This window comes from Sphingomonas arenae, assembly GCF_016924655.1.
Classification (GTDB): Bacteria; Pseudomonadota; Alphaproteobacteria; order Sphingomonadales; family Sphingomonadaceae; genus Sphingomicrobium; species Sphingomicrobium arenae.
Genome location: NZ_JAFFJU010000002.1, coordinates 693,696 through 714,166, shown reverse-complemented (window position 1 = coordinate 714,166; position 20,471 = coordinate 693,696). Strand labels below are relative to the sequence as shown.

The window sequence follows — 20,471 nt, the reverse complement described above, 5'->3', positions numbered from 1 at the left end:
CCGTCCGCACAGTCCCTCGGCAGAGCGGCGGGATGACCGACATCGCCAACTTCGACCTGCAGGATTTCGTTGCCCGCGTGCTGGCGGAGGACCTTGGCTCGGGCGGGGACGTGACGTCGGCCGCGACCATCGACGAGGGGGCGCGCTTCCGGGCCGAGATGAACTGCCGTGAGCCGATCGTGGTCGCGGGACTTGAGATTGCGGCGGCGTTCTTCCGCCGACTGGACGCGGATGTGCGGCTGACCTCGCTGGTGCGCGACGGCGAGCGGGCGGACGCGGGCACGGTGCTGATGCGGCTGGAAGGGCGGGCGCGGGCGATGCTGACGGCAGAGCGGTCGGCGCTGAACACGTTGCAGCACCTGTCGGGGATCGCGACTTTGACGCGGCGCTATGTCGACGCAATCGATGAGACGGGTGCCATCCTGCTCGACACCCGCAAGACGATCCCTGGTCTGCGGGCGCTCGACAAGTATGCGGCGCGCATGGGTGGCGCGCAGAACCACCGGATGCGGCTGGATGACGGGGTGCTGATCAAGGACAATCATGTCGCGGTGAACGGCGGCGTCGAGCAGGCCGTGCGGCGGGCCAATGCGGCGAACACCGGATTGCAGGTGCAGGTCGAGGTGGATCGGATCGAGCAGATCGAGCCGGCATTGGCCGCTGGGGCGGAGCGGCTGCTGCTGGACAATATGAGTAACGAGCAGTTGCGTACGGCGGTGCGGCTGGTGAACGGCCGAGTGCCGCTGGAAGCATCGGGCGGGGTCAACCTCGACACGATCCGCGGGATCGCCGAAACGGGCGTCACCTACATCTCCGTGGGACGGATCACGCAATCGGCCCCGGCGGTGGACATCGGCCTGGACTTCGCCTTGGCATAACTGACAGTTTCCGAAACGAAACGTTCAGGGGTGTGTCAGCAGCCTGCGCCCAAGTTGGCTCCACAGTCTAAAGGAGCCTAAGCTCATGTTGATCAAGAAAGCACTTTTCGCCTTCAGCGCAGCGGCCATGGTTGCAGTGCCCGGCGTCGCCAGCGCGCAATATTATCCCGCGCCGGCGCCTTATTATGGCGGGTACAACAACGGCTATTACAACAATGGTTACGGGAACTACGATGCGCGTGACCAGCGTCGCTACGAGCGCGAGCAGCGCCGATACGAGCGTCAGCAGCGGCGCGCCTACAACAACCGCTACGACGGCTATTATGGCCAGCGTTGCAGCGGCACGACTGGCGCGATCATCGGCGGTGTCGCCGGTGCCTTGCTCGGTCGTGAGGTTACCCGTGGCGGTCGTGATTACTACGGCAATCGCCGGGGTAGCGGCACGACCGGTGCCATCGTCGGCGGTGCTGTCGGCGCGCTGGTCGGCAACGAGGTCGGTAAGAGCACCTGCCGCCGCTAACGGTTGAGCTGCTCGACGAAATGGAGGCCGCGGGCACCACCCGCGGCCTTTTTCGTTTTTGTGGCGCAAACCGTACGGTCACCTGTATAGCGCCGGCAGTTTTCTGGGAGACAGACGTTGTTCAAGGGCCTTCAGCCCATTCTCTACGGCGGCCGCGAGGTTTACCCGCTGGTCGAAGGCGGCAAGGGCGTCAGCGCCACCAACCATGCAAGTTCCGGTGCCTGGGCTGCCGCCGGCGGCATCGGTACGGTGAGCGCGGTGAACGCCGACAGCTACGATCCCGAAGGGCGGATCGTCCCGCAGGTCTATCAGGGGATGACCCGGCGCGAGCGGCATGACGAGCTGGTCCACTATGCCATCGAGGGCGCCGTGGCGCAGGTGAAGAAGGCGTACGACATCGCGTCAGGGCGCGGCGCGATCAACATCAACGTGCTGTGGGAGATGGGCGGTGCGCAGCGCGTGCTGCATGGCGTGCTGGAGCGGACCAAAGGCTTGGTCGCGGGCGTGACCTGCGGCGCGGGCATGCCGTACAAGCTGAGCGAGATCGCCGCGCAGTATGGCGTGCAATATCTACCGATCGTGTCATCCGGCCGCGCGTTTCGGGCGCTGTGGAAGCGCGCTTATTCCAAGGTCGCCGAGCTGCTCGGTGCGGTGGTCTATGAGGATCCGTGGCTGGCGGGCGGGCACAACGGCCTGTCCAATGCCGAGGACCCACGCTCGCCGCAGGACCCCTATCCGCGCGTGGCCGAGCTGCGCGCGGTCATGCGCGAAGGCGGCATTCCCGATACCGTGCCGATCGTCATGGCCGGCGGCGTGTGGCGGCTGGACGAATGGGAGGACTGGATCGACAATCCCGAGCTCGGCTCCATCATGTTCCAGTTCGGCACCCGGCCGCTGCTGACCCAGGAAAGCCCCATCCCGCCGGAGTGGAAGGCGCGGTTGATGACGCTGGAGGAGGGCGACGTGCTCCTCCACAAGTTCTCGCCAACGGGCTTCTATTCCTCGGCGGTGCGGACGCCGTTCCTGCGCAACCTGGAAGCGCGCAGCGAGCGGCAGATCGCCTTCACCAAGGAAAGCATCGGCGACCATGCGTTCGAGCTGGATGTCGGTATCGGCACCAAGAAGAACTACTGGGTGACCAAGGGCGACCTGCAGCACGCGCGCGAGTGGTATGCGGCGGGCTATACCCAGGCGATGAAGACTCCGGACGACACCCTGGTGTTCGTGACGCCCGAGGAAGAAAAGATCATCCGCAAGGACCAGGCCGACTGCATGGGCTGCCTCAGCCAGTGCAGCTTCTCGAGCTGGGCGGACAATGAGAAGAACTCGACCGGGCGGCTGGCCGATCCGCGCAGCTTCTGTATCCAGAAGACGTTGCAGGACATTGCGCATGGCGGGCCAGTGGACAACAACCTGATGTTCGCGGGGCACGCGGCGTTCCGGTTCAAGACGGACCCGTTCTACTCGAACGGCTTCGTGCCTACGGTGAAGCAGCTGTTGGATCGGATCCGGACGGGGGCTTAGGTGGAGCTATTTCGTCATTCCCGCTCCGGCGGGAATCCATCGGGTGAGCGGTGTACGGGCCGTAAGTTCCGGAGATGGACTCCCGCTTTCGCGGGAGTGACGGCACTAGTCTTTGCTGTATCTGCCGCCGCCCAGGACAAGCCGGTGCCCTATTGGGCTTCCATCGCCAGCGGCGAGGCGATGATGCGGACGGGGCCGGGCAAGAACTATCCCGGGGTGTGGCTGTATAAGCGGCGTGACTTGCCGATCCGAGTTCTGCGCCGCCATGAAAGCTGGCGGCTCATCGAGGATCCCGATGGTGCGCGCGGATGGATGCTGGTCGCACTCCTGAGCGAGCGGCGGACGGCGATGGTCAAGCCCGGGAAGCCTCGCGCCATTCACGTCCGGCCGGATGGCAACAGCCGCATCGCCTACCAGGCGGAGCCGGGCGTGGTCGGGCGGATCGACGAATGCACGGGCAGCTGGTGCCACATCCAGATCGGCAAGCGCGAAGGATATGTCCGCGCCGGGGACATCTGGGGCGTCGACGAGGGCGAGGTGGTGGACTGACCCGCCCTCACGATAGCTTGGCGAGCAGTCACTTTCCTGTGCCTTGAACGATACGGCTGCGTATCCACTTGGCGCTCTCCACCCAGCCATGGAGGGCAAAGATGAAGCTTTACTACTCACCTGGTGCGTGTTCGATGGCGTCGCGGATCGTGTTCAACGAGCTCGGCCAGCAACCGGAGTTCGTGCGGACGGATATTTACGCGAAGCGGACGGAGGACGGACGCGACTTTCGCGAGATCAACCCCTTGGGTTATGTGCCGGCACTGGAGCTGGACGGTGGCGAGGTGCTGATCGAGAACGGCGCCATTCTTCCCTACATCGCGAGCCTGAAGCCGGGCGCCGTGGCACCGAGCGGTGATGCGCTGGCGGAAGCCAAGCTGCACCAGGCGCTCGCGTTCCTCAGCAGCGAGCTGCACAAGGCCTTTGGTCCGTTCTTCGGCAAGCCGGAAGGAGCGGCTCGGGAGGCTTTGCTGAAGCGGCTGGATACCAGGCTCGATTACGTCGAGCAGCACTTCGGTGATGGTCGGGAGTATTGGCTTGGCGACGACTTCACCGTGGCCGATGCGCTGGCGTTTGTGATCCTGAGCTGGGCAGGCCATTTCGGCATCAGTTACGCGGACCGACCGAATATCGCGCGCTACGTCGAGCGGATCGGCCGGCGCGAGTCGGTGCGCAAAGCGTTGGAGGCCGAGGGACTGCTGCAAGCCGCGTAGCGGTCTGAATTAGCGAAGCGATCCAGTCACTTGCGGGTTACCGGATCGCTTCGCCCGCTTGCTCCTCGCAAGGACGGGTCAGACCAGCTCCACCGCCACGGCCGTCGCCTCGCCGCCGCCGATGCAGAGGCTGGCGACGCCGCGCTTCAGGCCCTTCTGCTTCAGCGCGTTCAGCAGCGTGACGATGATGCGCGTGCCGCTGGCGCCGATCGGGTGACCGAGGGCGGTGGCGCCGCCGTGAATGTTGATCTTCTCGTGGCCGATGCCGAGGTCCTTCATCGCGAACATGGCGACGCAGGCGAAGGCCTCGTTGACTTCGAACAGGTCGACGTCGCCGATCTTCCAACCAGCCTTGTCGAGCACCTTGTGGATGGCGCCGATCGGGGCGACAGTGAATTCGGCCGGGGCCTGCGCGTGGGCGGCAGTGGCGACGATGCGGGCGACCGGCTCCGCGCCCTTTTCGCGGGCGACGGACTCGCGGGCGAGAACCACGGCGGCGGCGCCGTCGGAGATGGAGGAGCTGGTGGCCGCGGTGATGGTGCCTTCCTTCGCGAAGGCGGGCTTCAGCTGCGGGATCTTGTCGGGGCGGCCTCGGCCCGGAGCTTCGTCGGTGTCGACGACGGTCTCGCCCGCGCGGCTCTTGATGGCGACGGGAACGATCTCGTCTGCGAAGCCGCCATTTTCGATGGCCGACTTGGCGCGGGTGAGGGATTCGATGGCGTAGTTGTCCATCGCCTCGCGGGTGAGCTGATATTCGTCGGCGGTGCACTGGGCGAAGCTGCCCATGGCGCGGCCCTCCTCGTAAGCGTCTTCCAGCCCGTCGAGGAACATGTGGTCGTAGGCCGTGTCATGGCCGATGCGCGCGCCGGAGCGGTGCTTCTTAAGCAGGTAGGGCGCGTTGGTCATGGACTCCATGCCGCCCGCGACGATCAGGTCCGCGTTGCCAACGGCGAGTGCCTCCGCGCCCATGATCACGGTCTGCATGCCCGAGCCGCAGACCTTATTGACGGTGGTCGCCTGCACGGAGGTGGGGAGGCCGGCCTTGATCGCGGCCTGGCGCGCGGGGGCCTGGCCCAGGCCGGCGGGGAGAACGCAGCCCATGTAGATGCGGTCAATGTCCCCGCCCTTCACGCCGGCGCGCTCGACGGCGGCCTTGACCGCGGTGGCGCCGAGGTCGGTGGCGGAGACGTCGGCCAAGGCGCCCTGCATCGCTCCCATCGGGGTGCGGGCGTAGGAGAGGATGACGATGGGATCGGACTGGTTCATCGGTTGCTCCACAGGTCTCCGCTTGTCCCGAGCGAAGTCGAGGGGCGTTCGCCTGAGTGCCTGTCTGGCGCCCCTCGACTACGGCCTTGCGGCCTCCGCTCGGGACGAGCGGTGTTTGTTGCACCGCACATAAGCCTCATGGCCGCCTTGTGGAAGATGGGAGCGCTCTGCTAGCGCCACCCCATGTCTACACCGACCCTCGACTTCGACCTGGGCGAGATGGCGGAGACCATCCGCGATACGACCCAGCGCTTCGCCACCGACCGGATCGCCCCGATCGCGGCGGAGATCGACTTGCATGATCGTTTCCCGATCGAGCTGTGGCCGCAGATGGGCGAACTTGGCCTGCACGGGATCACGGTCGAGGAGGAGTGGGGCGGGTTGGGTCTCGGCTACCTCGAGCATGTGGTCGCGCAGGAGGAAGTGGCGCGGGCGTCGGCGTCCGTGGGCCTGAGCTACGGCGCGCACTCCAACCTGTGCGTGAACCAGATCCGGCGCTGGGCGAACGACGAGCAGAAGGCGAAATACCTGCCCAAGCTGATCAGCGGCGAGCATGTCGGCGCGCTGGCGATGAGCGAGGCGGGCGCGGGCTCCGACGTCGTCTCGATGAAGCTGCGGGCCGAGAAGTCGGGCAACGGCTATCGGCTGAATGGCACCAAGTTCTGGATCACCAACGGCGCGTATGCCGACGTGCTGGTGGTCTACGCCAAGACCGGCGAGGGCAGCCGCGGGATCACGACCTTCCTGATCGAGAAGGACATGGAGGGTTTCTCCATCGGCCAGAAGATCGACAAGGTCGGCATGCGCGGATCGCCAACGGCGGAGCTGGTGTTCGACGATTGCTTCGTGCCGGCCGAGAACATCATGGGGCCGGAGAATGGCGGCGTCGGCGTGCTGATGAGCGGCCTCGACTATGAGCGAACGGTGCTGGCGGGCATCCAGCTCGGCATCATGCAGGCATGCCTGGACGTGGTGCTGCCCTATATCCGCGAGCGCAAGCAGTTCGGATCGCCGATCGGCAGCTTCCAGCTAATGCAGGCCAAGATCGCGGACATGTACGTCGCGCTCAATTCGGCGCGGGCCTACGTCTACCAGGTGGCCAAGGCCTGTGATGCGGGCAAGACGACCCGGTTCGATGCGGCCGGTGCGATCCTGCTGGCGAGCGAAAGCGCGTTCAAGGTCGCGGGCGAAGCGGTGCAGGCACTCGGCGGCGCGGGCTACACCCGGGACTGGCCGGTCGAACGCTACATGCGCGACGCCAAGCTGCTCGACATCGGCGCAGGGACCAATGAGATCCGCCGGATGCTGATCGGGCGGGAGTTGATCGGAGCCGCCGGTTGAGCTCGGCCGTAGCGGCGGACGCGGTCAGCGCTCGCCAGCGCGGGTTCCTCGGCTTCGTCGAGCGCGCCGGCAACCTGTTGCCCGAGCCGACGATGATCTTCGTCTGGCTGATCCTGGCTCTGATGGCGCTGTCGACCGTCGGCCAGTGGCTCGGCTGGTCCGCGTCGCTGCAGTATAGCGGGGAAGAAGCGCCGAACTGGGCGACGCTGGAGAATGGCGTCCTGACCTACACGGCGACCAGCCTGTTCTCCGAGGAGAATATCGCACGGCTGCTGACGGAGATGCCGCGCACCATGGCGGGGTTCGCGCCGCTGGGGCTGATCCTGGTGATCATGCTGGGAGCCGCGGTCGCCGAACGATCAGGGCTGTTCGCGGCGCTGATCCGGGGGTCGCTCGCCCGGGCGCCGAGTGCGCTGCTCACTCCGATCGTCGCAATCATCGGCATGGTCTCCCACCATGCGTCGGACGCGGCCTATGTGGTGTTCATCCCGTTGGCGGCGATCGTCTACGCCGCCGCGGGACGCCATCCGCTGGCCGGGCTGGCGGCAGCGTTCGCGGCGGTGTCCGGCGGATATGCAGGCAACATCACGCCGGGGCAGATCGACGTGCTGCTGTTCGGCTTCACGCAGGAGGCGGCGCACATCGTGGAGCCGGGCTGGCAGATGAACCCGCTGGGCAACTGGTGGTTCATCCTGGGCATCGTGGTGCTGTTCACGCCGGCCATCTGGTTCATCACGGACAGGGTCGTGGAACCGCGTCTCGGCAAGTGGGGCGGAGAGGCGGACGCTGAGCTCAAGGCCGAGCTCGAACGGTCCGAACTCACGGCCGAAGAGCGTCGGGGGCTTCGCCGCGCGGGCGGGGCGGCGCTGCTGGTCGTGGGGCTGTTCGCCGCGCTGGCGCTGCTGCCCGGCTACACCCCGCTCATCGATGAAGATGCGGAGGGCACGGCGAGCCTGCAGCCGCTCTACGCTTCGCTGATCGCCGGCTTCTTCCTGCTGTTCGTGCTGTCGGGGATCGCGTTCGGCTCCGCCACCGGCTCCATCGCGAGCTACAAGAATGTCACGGCGATGATGCAGGAGGGCATCCGTGCGCTGGCGCCCTACATCGTGTTCGTGTTCTTCGCGGCGCACTTCGTCGCCATGTTCAACTGGTCGCGGCTGGGCCCGATCCTGGCGATCGATGGAGCGAAGGTGCTGCAGACGGTCGGCCTGCCCGCGCCGCTGCTGCTGGTCAGCGTGCTGCTGCTGTCGTCTTTCCTCGACCTGTTCATCGGCTCGGCGAGCGCCAAGTGGAGCGCGCTGGCGCCGGTGGTGGTGCCGATGTTCATGCTGCTGGGCATCAGCCCGGAAATGACCACCGCAGCCTATCGGATGGGCGACAGCTATACCAACATCATGACGCCGCTGATGAGCTACTTCCCGCTGATCCTCGGGTTTGCGCGGCGATGGGAAGGCGGGTTTGGCGTGGGTTCGCTGCTGGCGCTGATGCTGCCGTTTGCGTTGACCTTCATGGCGACGGGGATTGCGATGACGATTGCGTGGGTCGCCTTCGACCTGCCCCTAGGGCCGGGGGCAACCGTCTACTACGAGCCTCCGGCCGCAGTGAATCCATAGCAGGCCAGGTCGCCGAAGCTGGCGCAGGTGATTGCCTTGGGTTAAGTGCTGCGGCGCGACCGGGGAGAATATCTCCATGCGTGCAGCCATGATCCTGCTGGCGGCTGCCAGCCTGTGTGCATGTACCCAGGAAGAGACTGGGGCCGGCGGCCAGGCTGCCGCTGCAAGTCTGACAACGGTCTCCTTCGATGGTGCCGATTACAAGACGAATCCGGAGAAGCTTGCTCATGGAGCAAGGCTTGCGCGGGTCCTCGGGTGCCTGGGTTGTCACGGGGATAATCTCCAGGGCACCAACGTCACCAAGGACGACCCGGGCTTCGGGGACATGAATGCGCCCAACCTGACGCTGCTGGTTCCGCTTTACAGCGACGCGGAGCTTGACCGCGCGATCCGCGCCGGGGTGCCCAGGGACGGACGCGAGTTCTGGTTCATGCCGTCCGAAGCCTACCAGTTCCTGAGCGATTCCGACATGTCTGCGCTGATTGCTTACCTTCGCACCTATCGGGCCGAGGGCAAGCAAATGCCGCCGCTTCGAGTCGGTGAGGGCCTGCGCAAGCAGGTCGCCGAGGGATCGTTCGCGAACGCCGAGGGCATGTTGCGGCGCTACCGTGACGATCCTCCGCCGGACCTTGGGGAACAGCACCGGATGGGCCGGCACTTGTCCCGGGTGGTCTGCGCGGAGTGCCACAACAGCGCCCTGCAGGGCTTCGAGGATTTCACGCCCGACCTCGATATCGCCGGCGCCTATTCGCATGCCGAGCTGGAGGCGCTGCTCACCACGGGCAAGGGCAAGGCCAAACCGGACCTCGGACTGATGACGCTCAGCGCCGGCCGGTTTGCGAAGCTGACCGCGCGGGAACGGAAGGCGATCATTGACTATGTGAAGGCAAGAGCGGAGCGCCCGCACTAGTTTGCAATCGGAGGCCGAACCGCTAGTCGCGTCTCCATGAGCGCACCGCGGATCGACAGCAAGGTTCAGACCGACAGCCCCGAATATCGTGCGCGCTTTGCGCACAATCTTGAGCTGGCGCAGAAGCTGCGGGCGGATGTTGCGCAAGCGGCGCTCGGGGGAAACGAGAAGTCGCGCGAGCGGCATGTGTCGCGGGGCAAGCTGCTGCCGCGGGAGCGGGTGGAGCGGCTGCTCGATCCGGGCTCACCATTCCTGGAAATCGGGCAGCTGGCGGCGTGCGACCTGTACGAGGGCGAGGTGCCGGGTGCGGGCATGATCGCGGGGATCGGGCGGGTGTCCGGGCGGCAGGTGATGATCGTCGCCAACGACGCCACGGTGAAGGGCGGCACCTATTACCCGATGACGGTGAAGAAGCATCTCCGGGCGCAGGAGATCGCCGAGCAGAACCGATTGCCGTGCATCTATCTGGTGGACTCCGGCGGCGCGAACCTGCCGCACCAGGCGGAGGTGTTCCCCGACCGGGACCACTTCGGGCGCATCTTCTTCAACCAGGCGCAGATGAGCTCCAAGGGCATCGCGCAGATCGCCTGCGTGATGGGGTCGTGCACGGCGGGTGGCGCCTATGTGCCGGCGATGAGCGACGAGAGCGTGATCGTCCGCAATCAGGGCACGATCTTTCTTGCCGGGCCGCCGCTGGTGAAGGCGGCGACGGGGGAGGAGATCAGCGCCGAGGACCTCGGCGGCGGCGACCTTCATGCGCGCAAGTCGGGTGTGGTCGATCACCTCGCCGAGAATGACGAGCATGCGCTGACGATCGTGCGGGATATTGTCTGGCACCTCGGAGATGAGGCGGGCGCGGGGATCGGCACGCGGGAGCCGCGGCCGCCTGTGTACGACCCTGAAGAACTGTACGGCATCATCCCCGAGGACGTTCGCGCGCCCTATGACGTGCGGGAGGTGATCGCCCGGATCGTGGATGGGTCGGAGCTGCACGAGTTCAAGCCGCTCTACGGCACCACGCTGGTGTGCGGCTTTGCGCATATCTGGGGCATGCCGGTCGCCATCCTCGCCAACAACGGCGTCCTGTTCAGCGAGAGCGCGGTCAAGGGCGCGCACTTCATCGAACTGGCGTGCCAGCGGCGCATTCCGCTGCTCTTCCTGCAGAACATCTCCGGCTTCATGGTCGGCGGGAAATATGAGGCAGAGGGTATTGCCAAGCATGGCGCCAAGCTGGTGACGGCGGTGGCGACCGCGCAGGTGCCCAAGATCACCGTGCTGATCGGCGGCAGCTTCGGCGCCGGCAATTACGGCATGGCTGGCCGCGCCTACTCGCCTCGTTTCCTGTTCACCTGGCCCAACAGCCGCATCAGCGTCATGGGCGGGGAGCAGGCGGCTTCGGTTCTGGCGACGGTGCACCGTGACGCCGACAAGTGGACGGCGGAGGAAGCGGAGGCGTTCAAGGCGCCGGTGCGGCAGCGCTACGAGGACGAGGGCAACCCGTGGCACGCAACGGCGCGGTTGTGGGACGACGGCATCATCGACCCGGTGCAGACACGGGACGTGCTGGGGCTTGCGTTCGCGGCCTGCCTGAACGCGCCGATCCCCGAGCGGCCGCAGTTCGGCGTGTTCAGGATGTGATGATGTCCGAAGATGCAGTCGTTTTTGCAACAGTTGGCCGGCTCCGCTGCCATTCTGCGAAGCGACTTTCCGACATGCGCTGCACACGGCCAAGCAGACCGGAGACGACATTGTAGTAGAACGGCAGAAAGGGCGAGCCTTGCTTTTCAAGAGTCCTTTGAAGAGCCGGTTCCGGGTAATTGATGTTTGCTTCGATGATAGAGACAAGATCGTGCGAACAGCGCACTATGCCGTGACGCCAGACTTCGCCGGACCGGTGCCGCGAGGTTGGAGAAGGTACGTCTTCTGGCCATCCGAACTTTCTTGGTCTGAAGAGCAGGCGGTGGAGTTCGCAACACGTTACAGCCAAGGCGAACGACCTGTCTTCCCCCATAGATGGATAGCTGAGTGATGCGTACCGATTGGACCCGGGCGGAGATCGCCGCGCTCTTCGACCTGCCTTTCACCGAGCTCCTCTTCCGCGCGGCGGAAGTGCATCGCGCCAACCATGCGGCGGGGGAGGTGCAGCTTTGCACCCTGCTCTCCATCAAGACGGGCGGGTGCCCGGAGGATTGCGGCTATTGCTCGCAGTCGGCGCATGCGGAAACCAGCGTCAGCGCGAGCAAGCTGATGGACGTGGAAGCGGTGCTCGCGTCGGCGGCCGAGGCGAAGGCCGCGGGCTCGCAGCGGTTCTGCATGGGGGCAGCGTGGCGCAGTCCCAAGGACCGCGACATGGGCAAGGTCTGCGCAATGGTCGCGGGGGTGAAGGCGATGGGGCTGGAGACCTGCATGACGCTGGGCATGCTGACCGGCGAGCAGGCGCGGCAGTTGAAGGACGCCGGGCTCGATTACTACAACCACAACATCGACACTTCGCCGGAGAAGTATGGCGAGATCATCTCCACGCGGACCTTCCAGGATCGCCTGGACACGCTGGAGGAGGTGCGCTCCGCCGGGATCAGCGTCTGTTGTGGCGGGATCGTAGGGATGGGCGAGAGCCGGGACGACCGCGTCGGCTTCATTCACGCGCTCGCCACCCTGCCGCGCCACCCGGAGAGCGTGCCGGTGAACGCCCTGGTGCCGGTCAAGGGCACGGTATTGGGTGACATGTTCGCGGGCGAGCGGCTGATCGACGATATCGAGTTCGTGCGGACGGTGGCGGTGGCGCGGATCACCATGCCGCGATCGATGGTGCGGCTGTCCGCCGGGCGGGAGAGCATGAGCGAGGCGACTCAGGCGCTCTGCTTCCTAGCGGGGGCGAACAGCATCTTCACCGGCGACAAGCTGCTGACCACGGCGAATGCGGGGGATAGCAGGGATGCGGCGCTGTTCGCCAAGCTCGGGCTGAAGCCGATGGACGCGGAGGAGCCGATGCGCACACTGGAGGCTGCCGAGTGATCACCTCCCTCCTCATCGCCAACCGGGGCGAGATCGCGTGCCGGATCATCCGTACCGCGCGGAAGCTTGGGGTGCGGACGGTCGCGGTCCACTCGGATGCGGACGCCAAGGCGCTGCATGTGCGGATGGCCGATGAGGCGGTGCATATCGGACCGAGCCCGGCGCGGGAGAGCTATCTGGTCGGTGAGCGGATTATTGCCGCAGCGAAGGAGACTGGCGCAGAGGCAATTCATCCGGGTTATGGGTTCCTGTCGGAGAATGCGGACTTCGCGCAGGCGGTGCTGGATGCCGGGCTGGTGTGGGTCGGGCCGAAGCCGGATTCGATCCGCGCGATGGGCCTGAAGGACGCGGCCAAGACGCTGATGGCGGACGCGGGCGTGCCGGTGACCCCAGGCTATCTCGGCGAGGACCAGTCGCCGGAGCGGCTGAAGGCCGAGGCCGATGCGATCGGCTATCCGGTGCTGATCAAGGCGGTCGCGGGCGGCGGGGGCAAGGGGATGCGGCGCGTCGATGAGGCGGCCGCGTTCATGGACGCGCTGGAGAGCTGCAAGCGCGAGGCGGCGTCCTCGTTCGGCAACGACATTGTGCTGCTGGAGAAATACATCCTCTCGCCGCGTCACATCGAGGTGCAGGTGTTCGGCGATGCCCACGGCAACGTCGTCCACCTGTTCGAGCGCGACTGCTCCCTGCAGCGGCGGCACCAGAAGGTCATCGAAGAGGCGCCCGCGCCGGGCATGGACGAGGCGACGCGGGAGGCGGTGTGCGGCGCGGCGGTGCGGGCGGCACAGGCGGTCAACTACGAAGGCGCGGGCACGATCGAGTTCATCGCCGACGCCAGCGAGGGCCTGCGCGCCGACCGCATCTGGTTCATGGAGATGAACACCCGCCTCCAGGTCGAACATCCGGTGACGGAGGAGATCACCGGGCAGGACCTGGTCGAGTGGCAACTGCGCGTCGCCAGTGGCGAGCCGCTGCCGAAGCGACAGGACGAGCTGTCGATCAACGGCTGGGCGATCGAAGCGCGGCTCTATGCGGAGGACCCGGCGAAGGGGTTTCTGCCAAGTGTGGGCAAGCTGGATTATCTTTATTTGCCGCAGCGTCCGCACCACGCCGACGTCCGGATTGAAACCGGCGTGGAAGAGGGTGACGAGATTTCACCATTCTACGATCCGATGATCGCTAAGTTGGTCGTGCACTCAAGAGATCGCATGACGGCGCTCGATGATCTCGCGGACGCCTGCGCAGGCGTGGCATGCCATCCTGTGCGAACAAACGCGTGGTTTCTCGCTCGCCTCTGTGATGCCGAAGAGTTTCGGGACGGCAGGGTTACGACCGGCTTTATTGGCAAGCACGCCGACGACTTGACTGCGCATCCGAAGCCAAGCGACGATCTCCTCCAAGAGGTAGCGGAACACTTTATCTCCGCACTCTGGTCCGATGAATCCGGCTACCACCATCGAACCTTGCGTTTTGATCGGGGGCTGTCCGGATTCAGGCTCAACCGAGCGCCGTCGTTCAAGGTTACGGTGCAATGGAACGGGCAGGCTGTTCCCATCGAGTTCGACATGGGCCTGTATGACCGCGGCACAGAGTGGGAGCCAAGCACCGGGTCGATCAAGGACACAGATGAGATCACGGTCTTCGAGGATGGAGCATACTTCGACTTCGCCCTCGCATCGCGGGGAAAGGTTGGCGCCGCCCTGTCCGACGGCGCCCTCATTGCCCCCATGCCCGGCAAGGTGACCAGCGTGGACGTTTCTGCCGGCGAGCAAGTGACCAAGGGCCAGCGCCTGCTCACGCTCGAGGCGATGAAGATGGAGCATGGACTAGTGGCTCCGTTCGACGGCGTGGTGGCGGAGCTGAACGTGGAGGCTGGCGCGCAGGTGCAGGTGGAGGCGGTGCTAGCTCGGGTGGAGGCGGCGGAGAAGTAGGTCGTCATTGCGAGCGTAGCGAAGCAATCCAGCTGCGCGCACTCTGGATTGCTTCGTCGCTTCGCTTCTCGCAATGACTCGCAGGATAGGGATGGCCCTTCGACAAGCTCAGGGCGAGCGGATTTGGGAGATACTCGCAGATGAACATCAACGGCATTGCGGCAGTGGTTACCGGCGGCGCTTCGGGTCTCGGCGAGGCGACGGGGCGGGCGCTGGCGGCGAAGGGGGCGAAGGTGGCCATCTTCGATCGGGACCAGGAGCGCGGAGAGAAGGTCGCAGGCGAGATCGGGGGCATCTTTTGCGAGTGCGACGTGACCAGCGACGAGAAGGTCGCCGCAGCGTTCGAGCAGGCTCGTGCCGCGCATGGCCAGGAGCGGGTGCTGGTCAACTGCGCCGGTGTTGCCAACGCAGTGAAGACCGTCGGGCGGGACCGCGAGACGAAAGAGGTCAAGAAGTATCCGCTGCACCAGTTCGAGTTGGTGATCGGCATCAACCTGATCGGCACCTTCCGATGCATCGCGCACTCCGCGGCGGGCATGGTTGATGCCGAACCGCTGGAGGATGGCGAGAAGGGCGTGATCATCAACACCGCCTCCGTTGCGGCCGAGGACGGGCAGATCGGGCAGGCGGCCTATTCGGCATCCAAGGGCGGCGTGCTTGCGATGACTTTGCCGATCGCCCGCGACCTGATGAACGAGGGCGTGCGGGTGAACACCATCCTGCCGGGCGTGTTCAAGACGCCAATGGTAGCCATGATGCCGCCGCAGGTGCAGGAGGCGCTGGCGGCGCAGGTGCCGTTCCCGAAGCGGCTCGGCCGGCCGGAGGAATATGCGCAGCTGGCGGTTTTCATGATCGAGAGCGGCTACATGAATGCGGAGCATGTGCGGCTGGACGGCGGGATCCGGATGGCGCCGAAGTGAGGGGTATCCCCGGTCCGCTCACGCTGAGTAGGAGGGGCAGCCTCCGTATCGAAGCGGCAGGCAGGTCCTTCGATACGTCGCAGCGCGGCTACTCAGGATGAGCGCTGACGCGGACCTGCTCGAGGCCCTTTCCCTTGCCGTCCGTGAGGCGGGCGAGGCGATCCTTCTGGTCCGCCGCCGCGGCTTCGACGTGCAGCACAAGGGCGACGCCTCGCCGGTGACCGAGGCGGACCGGGCCGCGGAGCGGATCATCCTCGACGCGCTTGCCCGCGCCGCCCCGGGCGTGCCGGTGATCGCGGAGGAGGAGGTCGCCGCGGGTCGGATTCCGGCTCACGACGACACCTACTTCCTGGTCGACCCGTTGGACGGCACCAAGGAGTTCGTGCGTGGGGGCGACGATTATACCGTCAACATTGGACTGATCGCTGGTGGATCGCCGCGGCTAGGCGTGGTGCTGGCGCCGGAGACGGGGCGGCTGCACGCCGGCATCGTGGGCGTGGGTGCCTGGCTTGAGGACGGGAGCGGACGCCAGCCGATCCGCACTCGGGAACGCGGGAGCGAGCTGGTCGCGGTCGCGTCCAAGTCGCACTTCACGCAGAACACGTCGGACTATCTCGACGCGCTCTGCCCGGGCTGCGGGCACGTGTCGATCGGCTCGTCGCTCAAATTCTGCATCGTCGCGGAAGGGCGCGCCGACATCTACCCGCGCCTGTCGCCGACCAGCGAGTGGGACACGGCGGCCGGCCATGCGGTGCTGCTCGCCGCAGGCGGGCGGGTCGATGGGCCGGACGGAAGTCCGCTGCGCTACGGCAAGTCGGCATTCCTCAACCGCGCCTTCGTCGCGACGGCAGGCTGGGAGGCACCGGCCTGCAATCCCTACCTGGAAATCTTCTCGGGCGGCGGAGACTTGCCGCAGGGAGTTTGAGCCTCGAGCTGGGTCAAGAGGTCGATCCAGAACGGATGAGGTTCACCGGAACTTTCCCCCGCCGGAGCCGCTTCCATCTGCTCCAGTTCGCGACCGATCTGTTCGAGTCGATGGAGCAGCGGCTTGGCCTTGATGGCTGCGGCAGGGCTCTGCGCACTTGCGGTGTGGCCGTCGCGGATCGCTGCGCCGACTGCCGAGCGGAGGCGGCGGACCAGCCGCGCGCGCTCGGCGGGCCCGGTCAAGGGTGGAAACGGATCCTGCATGACAACTCCTTGGGCATTTGGTCGCTTAGGAGGCGATGCGGGGTTGCAACAGTCTAGCAACTCACTCCGCAGCGGACGAAATTAGCACTAACTCGGTGAGTCCCGCACGGCTAAGGACCGGGGGCTCGGTTTCATTTGACGATGGGTTCAGTCATGGCCGCAGCATCCCCGTTCCTTCACCCATTCTCGTCTGTCCCGAGGTATCCTGCGGCCCTGATCATCGGGGACAGCGAGGCCGCGATCTGGCGGGGCCAGCGGGCGTTCGACGTAACGGATCGAACGGCCGGCACCGTGCTGAGCGCCGAGGCGGTGGAGCGGCTGGATTCGGCCCGCGCGGAAACGGTGTGGGTCGAGTTGGACGGTCCGGTGAGCGAGGCGGTCGAGGCCTTGCTTCAGCGGATCGATGCCGATGTCTTGGCTGGGCGCTATGGCGCGGTGGTCTCGACGGTGCCGGAGCTGATCGATCCGGTGATCGCGGCGATCACCTGCCCCGACGTGGAACTGGTGATCAATGGGACGGACGTGGACCGGGCAGCGGCGCTCGCGCTGGCGGAGCGCGGCGGCTCCATGGGCGTGCGGGACAGCGCGTCGGACGCGACCACGGCGCGGCTCCGCCAGCTGAGCGAGGAGGTGAGCCGGATCGCAGCCACACTAGCGCGCCTGTCGGCAAGCAGCGGGCCCTCACCCGTGATCGGAACGCCAGCTCCGCCGACGGGCGACCTGCCTGAGATTTCGCCCGATGCCGTGCGGGCCATCATCCGGGCGCGGCGGCTGCGGAGCAAGTTCCTGCCCGAGGACCTGTTCGCGGACCCGGCATGGGACATGCTGCTGGACCTGTTGCAGGCGGAGATCGTGCAGCACCGTGTGCCGGTGTCCAGCCTGTGTATCGCGGCTGCCGTGCCGGCGACGACGGCGCTCCGCTGGCTCAAGACCATGACGGATCGCGGACTGGTCAACCGACGTGCCGATCCGCACGACGGCCGGCGGATCTTCATCGAGATGGCACCGGCGACCAGCCGATCGCTCCGTCAGTTCTTTGCGGAAGCGGGGCTGGCCCTGGTCTGAGCGGCTTGCCCTGGCCCGCCGGCCGTGGCAGTGGCGGCGGCCCCGGGCCTGGAACAGTTGGGTTGGGGCGCTTAGCTCAGTTGGTAGAGCATCTCGTTTACACCGAGAGGGTCGGCGGTTCGAGCCCGTCAGCGCCCACCAGGCCGCGGGCCGGTTCTAGAAGAAGCCCAGCTGCTCGAACGTGATGACGTCCAGCGCGAGCAGGATGATGGCGAGCACGAGCGCGGCGATCACCAGGGTGCCAGCCAGCCGCACGCCGCCGTTGGTCGCGGCGCGTGGGGTTGGGTCGTTGATGGGCGTGCGGGTCAAGGCTTCCTCCGAAATCTGTTCCAAGTGGAAACGGCAGGGCGTCCGTTTCGCTCCCTGTCAGCCGGCTAGAGGCGGATGAAGCCGAACAGCACTAACAAAACCAGTGAGCCGAGGAGGGTGATCGCAAGCGACCCGAGGCAGCCGGTCCGGTTGGAGAAGAAGAAGAACATGGGTGCTTCCTGCGGTTCGCAGGGAGAACGACCTCGTGCTTCTTCGGGTCCCTGCTGAGACTAGAGGTCACGTACGAGCTTCACCGCCATCGCTAGCCACGGCGGGTCCGTAACGACGCTCTGGCGCATGCCTGCCCCTGGCGGAAGGAGGTGGAGCTTGTCGCCTTCACGTCCGATCAGCCGGCCGAAGAGGAACCGGCCGGCGGGGCGGGGAACCAGGACGTCACGGTTCAGGGCCCGCGCGAAATCCTCCGGGGCAAGTCGCTCGCACCAGATCTCGTCCCCGGAGCGGTAGTCGCCGAGGCTTGCGGAGACCATGATGGCGATCTGCCCGGGGCGGTTCCGCGGGGGGAGGACGCGGACCGTGCGCTTGGGCGCGGTGGGTCCGCTAGCGCCGAGAATGGCGACGACTTCCAGATCGTCCCGCTCCGGATGGTCGACGAGATCGGCGGCGTCGACGCCGAGCGCCTTCGCGATCCGGTTGAGCCAGCCCACGGATACGGTGCGTGTGCCGGTCTCCAGCCGGCCGATCGTCTGCGCCGTGGTCGGCGGCTCGCAGGCGCGGGCAACGTCGTCCAAAGTCATGCGCTTGGCCTTGCGCACTTCGCGAATTCGCGTGATCAATTCATCCCCCTAACCAAATCGGTTTTCTACTGTCCTACAGCTTTGCCGTTGTGGCAAGTCCCCCTTCGACTCAAAAATGGAGGGTGATGATGCGGCAGGAAGGTGGGCGATTGCTTACGGATCAGTCGTTGGAGCCGTCGGCGGGCTCGGGCAAGGCTGGAAGGCCGATCCGCTCCGTGACGGTTAATGCGACCGAGTCCCCGCTTGGTTGGCTTCGGTCGCGCGGGCACATCAGCGCGCGGCAATATGAGGCGGGTGAGCAGCTTCGCTCGGACTGGGAGCGTGCGCAGCTGGCGCCACGCGTGACCATGCGGTGGGATGCGGCTCCGCTGTCGAGGGGCAGAGGCGGAGCGGCGCCTGCGGTGGCACCCGCCGAGAGTCAGCTGCATGCACGCCAGCGCTTTGATGCAGCAATCGGAGCAGCGGGCCCTGGCCTGTCTGATATCCTGTGGCGAGTAGTCTGCTCGGGCGAGGGAATGCGTGACGCGGAGACTGCGCTCGGGTGGCCGGCGCGGGCGGGAAAGCTGGTCCTGACCATCGCGCTGGATCGGGTCGCCGATTACTACCGCTTGCGCTAGAAGATCCCAATCCGCTCAGATGGGGGCAGTAAGCAATGATCCTCTACGGTTCTTCCATGTCGCCGTTCGTGCGCAAGGTCCTGGCGTTTGCGAGCGAGAAGGGGATCGAGCTGGAGTCGCGGCCGGTCGGAGTGGGCGACACCAATCCGGAGTTCCGCGCCGCAAGCCCGTTCGGGAAGATGCCGGCCCTCGTCGACGGGGACTTCGGCCTGGCGGACTCCAGTGCGATCATCCACTATCTGGAAGCGCTTCACCCGGATCCGGCCATGATCCCTGCTGACCCGCGGGCGCGCGGCAGGGTGATCTGGTTCGAGGAGTTCGCCGATACAATCCTCATGGGTTGCGGCGCGAAGATGTTCTTCAATCGTGTTGTCGCGCCGCTGTTCCTGAAGCGGGACGGCGACCTGCAGCTGGCGGACAAGGCGGAGCAGCATGAGCTTCCGCCAATCCTGGACTATCTTGAACGGGTCGTTCCCGCCGCGGGCTTCCTGGTCGCAGATCGCCTGACGCTTGCGGACATCGCCGTGGCGAGTCCGCTCGTGAACTTCGGACATATGCAAGTGGCGATCGATCCGGAGCGTTATCCTCGGGTCGCCGCGTTTGCGGAGCGGATTCACTCGCGACCATCCTTCGCCCCATTGATCGCCCGGGAGCGCGCCTTCCTGGAGCGCGCCAAGGCGGCGTGATCGGCGCAGCGCGGTGAGGCGCAGCGCCGACCGCCTGGTTCAAGTTAGAGCGAGCTCCCTTCGATATCGTTCTCGCGGCCCTGACTGCGCTCCGTTTCGATGTCGGTCGTGCCGCCGTCATCGGCGTCATCGTCCATGGCGCCCTGGCCCTGTTCGGCAAAGCTCTGGTCGCCGCTGCTGGACTGAAGATATTCGCCGCTGTCGGTCGAGGACGAACCGACGAAGCCGCTGCCACTCTGGCGCCCGGACTGTGTCTTGCCCGACCCGCCATAGCCGCCGCCAGCGCTTCCCAGCGGCATGCCTTCGCCGGTCGCATGCTGACTGTTTGACTGGCCCATGTCGGCTTGCTGACCCATGTCCGAGCTGTTCTGGCTCTGTGTCATGGTCTCGCCCTCGCCGCTGTTGCCGTAGCTGGCCTGACCGGTCGAGAATTCGCCAGTGCTGCTGCCGGAGGTCATGGCCGTGCCCGAGCCGGTGCTGCTGTCGTTGCCGCCAATCGGCTGAGCATTCTGCTGCGAACCCTGCGCCTGTTGCTGCTGCTGCCCTTGCGGCTGCTGGTTCTGCTGGTCGGTTTCCTGGTCGCGGCCGTAGCCCTGCTGACCGGTCTGGTTGTTGTCCTGGTTCATGGTGTCTCCTCCTCAGGTCGTTCAAGCTCCTTCGGGAAGAACAAG

At 66.0% G+C, this 20,471-nt stretch carries 21 protein-coding genes and 1 tRNA gene; 17 read left to right on the top strand and 5 right to left on the bottom strand.

Going from position 1 to position 20,471, the window contains the following annotated elements; genetic code table 11:
- Positions 1-32: 32 nt before the first annotated feature.
- From nadC to JT720_RS09625, 5 genes are all read left to right on the top strand, one after another.
- Positions 33-878, top strand: coding sequence for a carboxylating nicotinate-nucleotide diphosphorylase (gene nadC / locus JT720_RS09645; RefSeq protein WP_205481057.1), 846 nt, complete (start codon positions 33-35; stop codon positions 876-878).
- Positions 879-963: 85 nt separating this feature from the next.
- The gene (locus JT720_RS09640; RefSeq protein WP_237219817.1) at positions 964-1,398 is read left to right on the top strand and encodes a glycine zipper 2TM domain-containing protein; all 435 of its coding nucleotides are present in this window, start codon (positions 964-966) and stop codon (positions 1,396-1,398) included.
- Between the two features lie 117 nt (positions 1,399-1,515).
- Positions 1,516-2,922 (top strand): NAD(P)H-dependent flavin oxidoreductase, encoded by a 1,407-nt coding sequence (locus tag JT720_RS09635; protein WP_205481056.1) that lies wholly within the window; start codon positions 1,516-1,518, stop codon positions 2,920-2,922.
- A 96-nt stretch (positions 2,923-3,018) separates the two neighbouring features.
- Positions 3,019-3,471 (top strand): SH3 domain-containing protein, encoded by a 453-nt coding sequence (locus JT720_RS09630; RefSeq protein WP_336511984.1) that lies wholly within the window; start codon positions 3,019-3,021, stop codon positions 3,469-3,471.
- 101 nt (positions 3,472-3,572) lie between these two features.
- Positions 3,573-4,184 carry a glutathione S-transferase C-terminal domain-containing protein gene (locus JT720_RS09625; RefSeq protein ID WP_205481054.1) on the top strand — a complete coding sequence of 204 codons (612 nt, stop codon included), beginning with the start codon at positions 3,573-3,575 and terminating at the stop codon, positions 4,182-4,184.
- A 78-nt stretch (positions 4,185-4,262) separates the two neighbouring features.
- Here JT720_RS09625 and JT720_RS09620 read toward each other — a convergent pair whose 3' ends face one another.
- On the bottom strand, positions 4,263-5,450 hold the full coding sequence (locus JT720_RS09620; protein WP_205481053.1) for an acetyl-CoA C-acyltransferase: 1,188 nt from the start codon (positions 5,448-5,450) through the stop codon (positions 4,263-4,265).
- Positions 5,451-5,633: 183 nt separating this feature from the next.
- Between JT720_RS09620 and JT720_RS09615 the strand changes: the two genes are divergently transcribed.
- The 8 genes from JT720_RS09615 (at position 5,634) to cysQ (ending at position 16,105) form a co-directional block, all read left to right on the top strand.
- Complete coding sequence (locus JT720_RS09615; protein WP_205481052.1) at positions 5,634-6,791, top strand: acyl-CoA dehydrogenase family protein; 1,158 nt, start codon at positions 5,634-5,636, stop codon at positions 6,789-6,791.
- Positions 6,788-8,404, top strand: a complete 1,617-nt coding sequence (locus JT720_RS09610; protein ID WP_205481051.1) for an AbgT family transporter — start codon at positions 6,788-6,790, stop codon at positions 8,402-8,404. The genes JT720_RS09615 and JT720_RS09610 overlap by 4 nt, the downstream gene beginning before the upstream one ends.
- Before the next feature lie 76 nt (positions 8,405-8,480).
- Positions 8,481-9,314 carry a c-type cytochrome gene (locus JT720_RS09605; protein WP_205481050.1) on the top strand — a complete coding sequence of 278 codons (834 nt, stop codon included), beginning with the start codon at positions 8,481-8,483 and terminating at the stop codon, positions 9,312-9,314.
- A gap of 36 nt (positions 9,315-9,350) precedes the next feature.
- A complete protein-coding gene (locus tag JT720_RS09600; RefSeq protein ID WP_205481049.1) occupies positions 9,351-10,952 on the top strand; it encodes a carboxyl transferase domain-containing protein in 1,602 nt (533 codons plus the stop codon).
- A 390-nt stretch (positions 10,953-11,342) separates the two neighbouring features.
- On the top strand, positions 11,343-12,329 hold the full coding sequence (gene bioB / locus JT720_RS09595; protein WP_205481048.1) for a biotin synthase BioB: 987 nt from the start codon (positions 11,343-11,345) through the stop codon (positions 12,327-12,329).
- Complete coding sequence (locus tag JT720_RS09590) at positions 12,326-14,260, top strand: ATP-binding protein (RefSeq protein WP_205481047.1); 1,935 nt, start codon at positions 12,326-12,328, stop codon at positions 14,258-14,260. Before bioB ends, JT720_RS09590 begins: the two co-directional genes overlap by 4 nt.
- A gap of 140 nt (positions 14,261-14,400) precedes the next feature.
- On the top strand, positions 14,401-15,180 hold the full coding sequence (locus JT720_RS09585; protein WP_205481046.1) for an SDR family oxidoreductase: 780 nt from the start codon (positions 14,401-14,403) through the stop codon (positions 15,178-15,180).
- A gap of 97 nt (positions 15,181-15,277) precedes the next feature.
- Positions 15,278-16,105: a 3'(2'),5'-bisphosphate nucleotidase CysQ gene (gene cysQ, locus JT720_RS09580; RefSeq protein WP_205481045.1), complete on the top strand. Its 828-nt coding sequence runs from the start codon at positions 15,278-15,280 to the stop codon at positions 16,103-16,105.
- On the opposite strand, the gene JT720_RS09575 is transcribed toward cysQ, so the two are convergent.
- Entirely contained in the window at positions 16,057-16,368 is a 312-nt protein-coding gene (locus JT720_RS09575) for a hypothetical protein (RefSeq protein WP_205481044.1), read from the bottom strand. The two genes, cysQ and JT720_RS09575, sit on opposite strands and share 49 nt — an antisense overlap.
- A gap of 153 nt (positions 16,369-16,521) precedes the next feature.
- Here JT720_RS09575 and JT720_RS09570 point away from each other — a divergent pair, with 153 nt between their 5' ends.
- Positions 16,522-17,433, top strand: coding sequence for a helix-turn-helix domain-containing protein (locus JT720_RS09570; RefSeq protein ID WP_205481043.1), 912 nt, complete (start codon positions 16,522-16,524; stop codon positions 17,431-17,433).
- A 65-nt stretch (positions 17,434-17,498) separates the two neighbouring features.
- Positions 17,499-17,574: transfer RNA gene (locus JT720_RS09565), tRNA-Val, on the top strand.
- A 15-nt stretch (positions 17,575-17,589) separates the two neighbouring features.
- Here JT720_RS09565 and JT720_RS09560 read toward each other — a convergent pair.
- Positions 17,590-17,742, bottom strand: coding sequence for a hypothetical protein (locus JT720_RS09560; RefSeq protein ID WP_205481042.1), 153 nt, complete (start codon positions 17,740-17,742; stop codon positions 17,590-17,592).
- 230 nt (positions 17,743-17,972) lie between these two features.
- The gene (locus JT720_RS09555) at positions 17,973-18,536 is read right to left on the bottom strand and encodes a helix-turn-helix domain-containing protein (RefSeq protein ID WP_205481041.1); all 564 of its coding nucleotides are present in this window, start codon (positions 18,534-18,536) and stop codon (positions 17,973-17,975) included.
- Between the two features lie 86 nt (positions 18,537-18,622).
- Between JT720_RS09555 and JT720_RS09550 the strand changes: the two genes are divergently transcribed.
- Together JT720_RS09550 and JT720_RS09545 are read left to right on the top strand one after the other, a co-directional pair.
- The gene (locus JT720_RS09550) at positions 18,623-19,114 is read left to right on the top strand and encodes a DUF6456 domain-containing protein (protein ID WP_237219818.1); all 492 of its coding nucleotides are present in this window, start codon (positions 18,623-18,625) and stop codon (positions 19,112-19,114) included.
- Positions 19,115-19,149: 35 nt separating this feature from the next.
- Positions 19,150-19,800: a glutathione S-transferase family protein gene (locus JT720_RS09545; RefSeq protein WP_205481040.1), complete on the top strand. Its 651-nt coding sequence runs from the start codon at positions 19,150-19,152 to the stop codon at positions 19,798-19,800.
- 44 nt (positions 19,801-19,844) lie between these two features.
- Here the strand turns inward: JT720_RS09545 and JT720_RS09540 are convergent, their stop codons facing one another.
- The gene (locus JT720_RS09540; protein WP_205481039.1) at positions 19,845-20,426 is read right to left on the bottom strand and encodes a hypothetical protein; all 582 of its coding nucleotides are present in this window, start codon (positions 20,424-20,426) and stop codon (positions 19,845-19,847) included.
- Between the last annotated feature and the right edge of the window lie 45 nt (positions 20,427-20,471).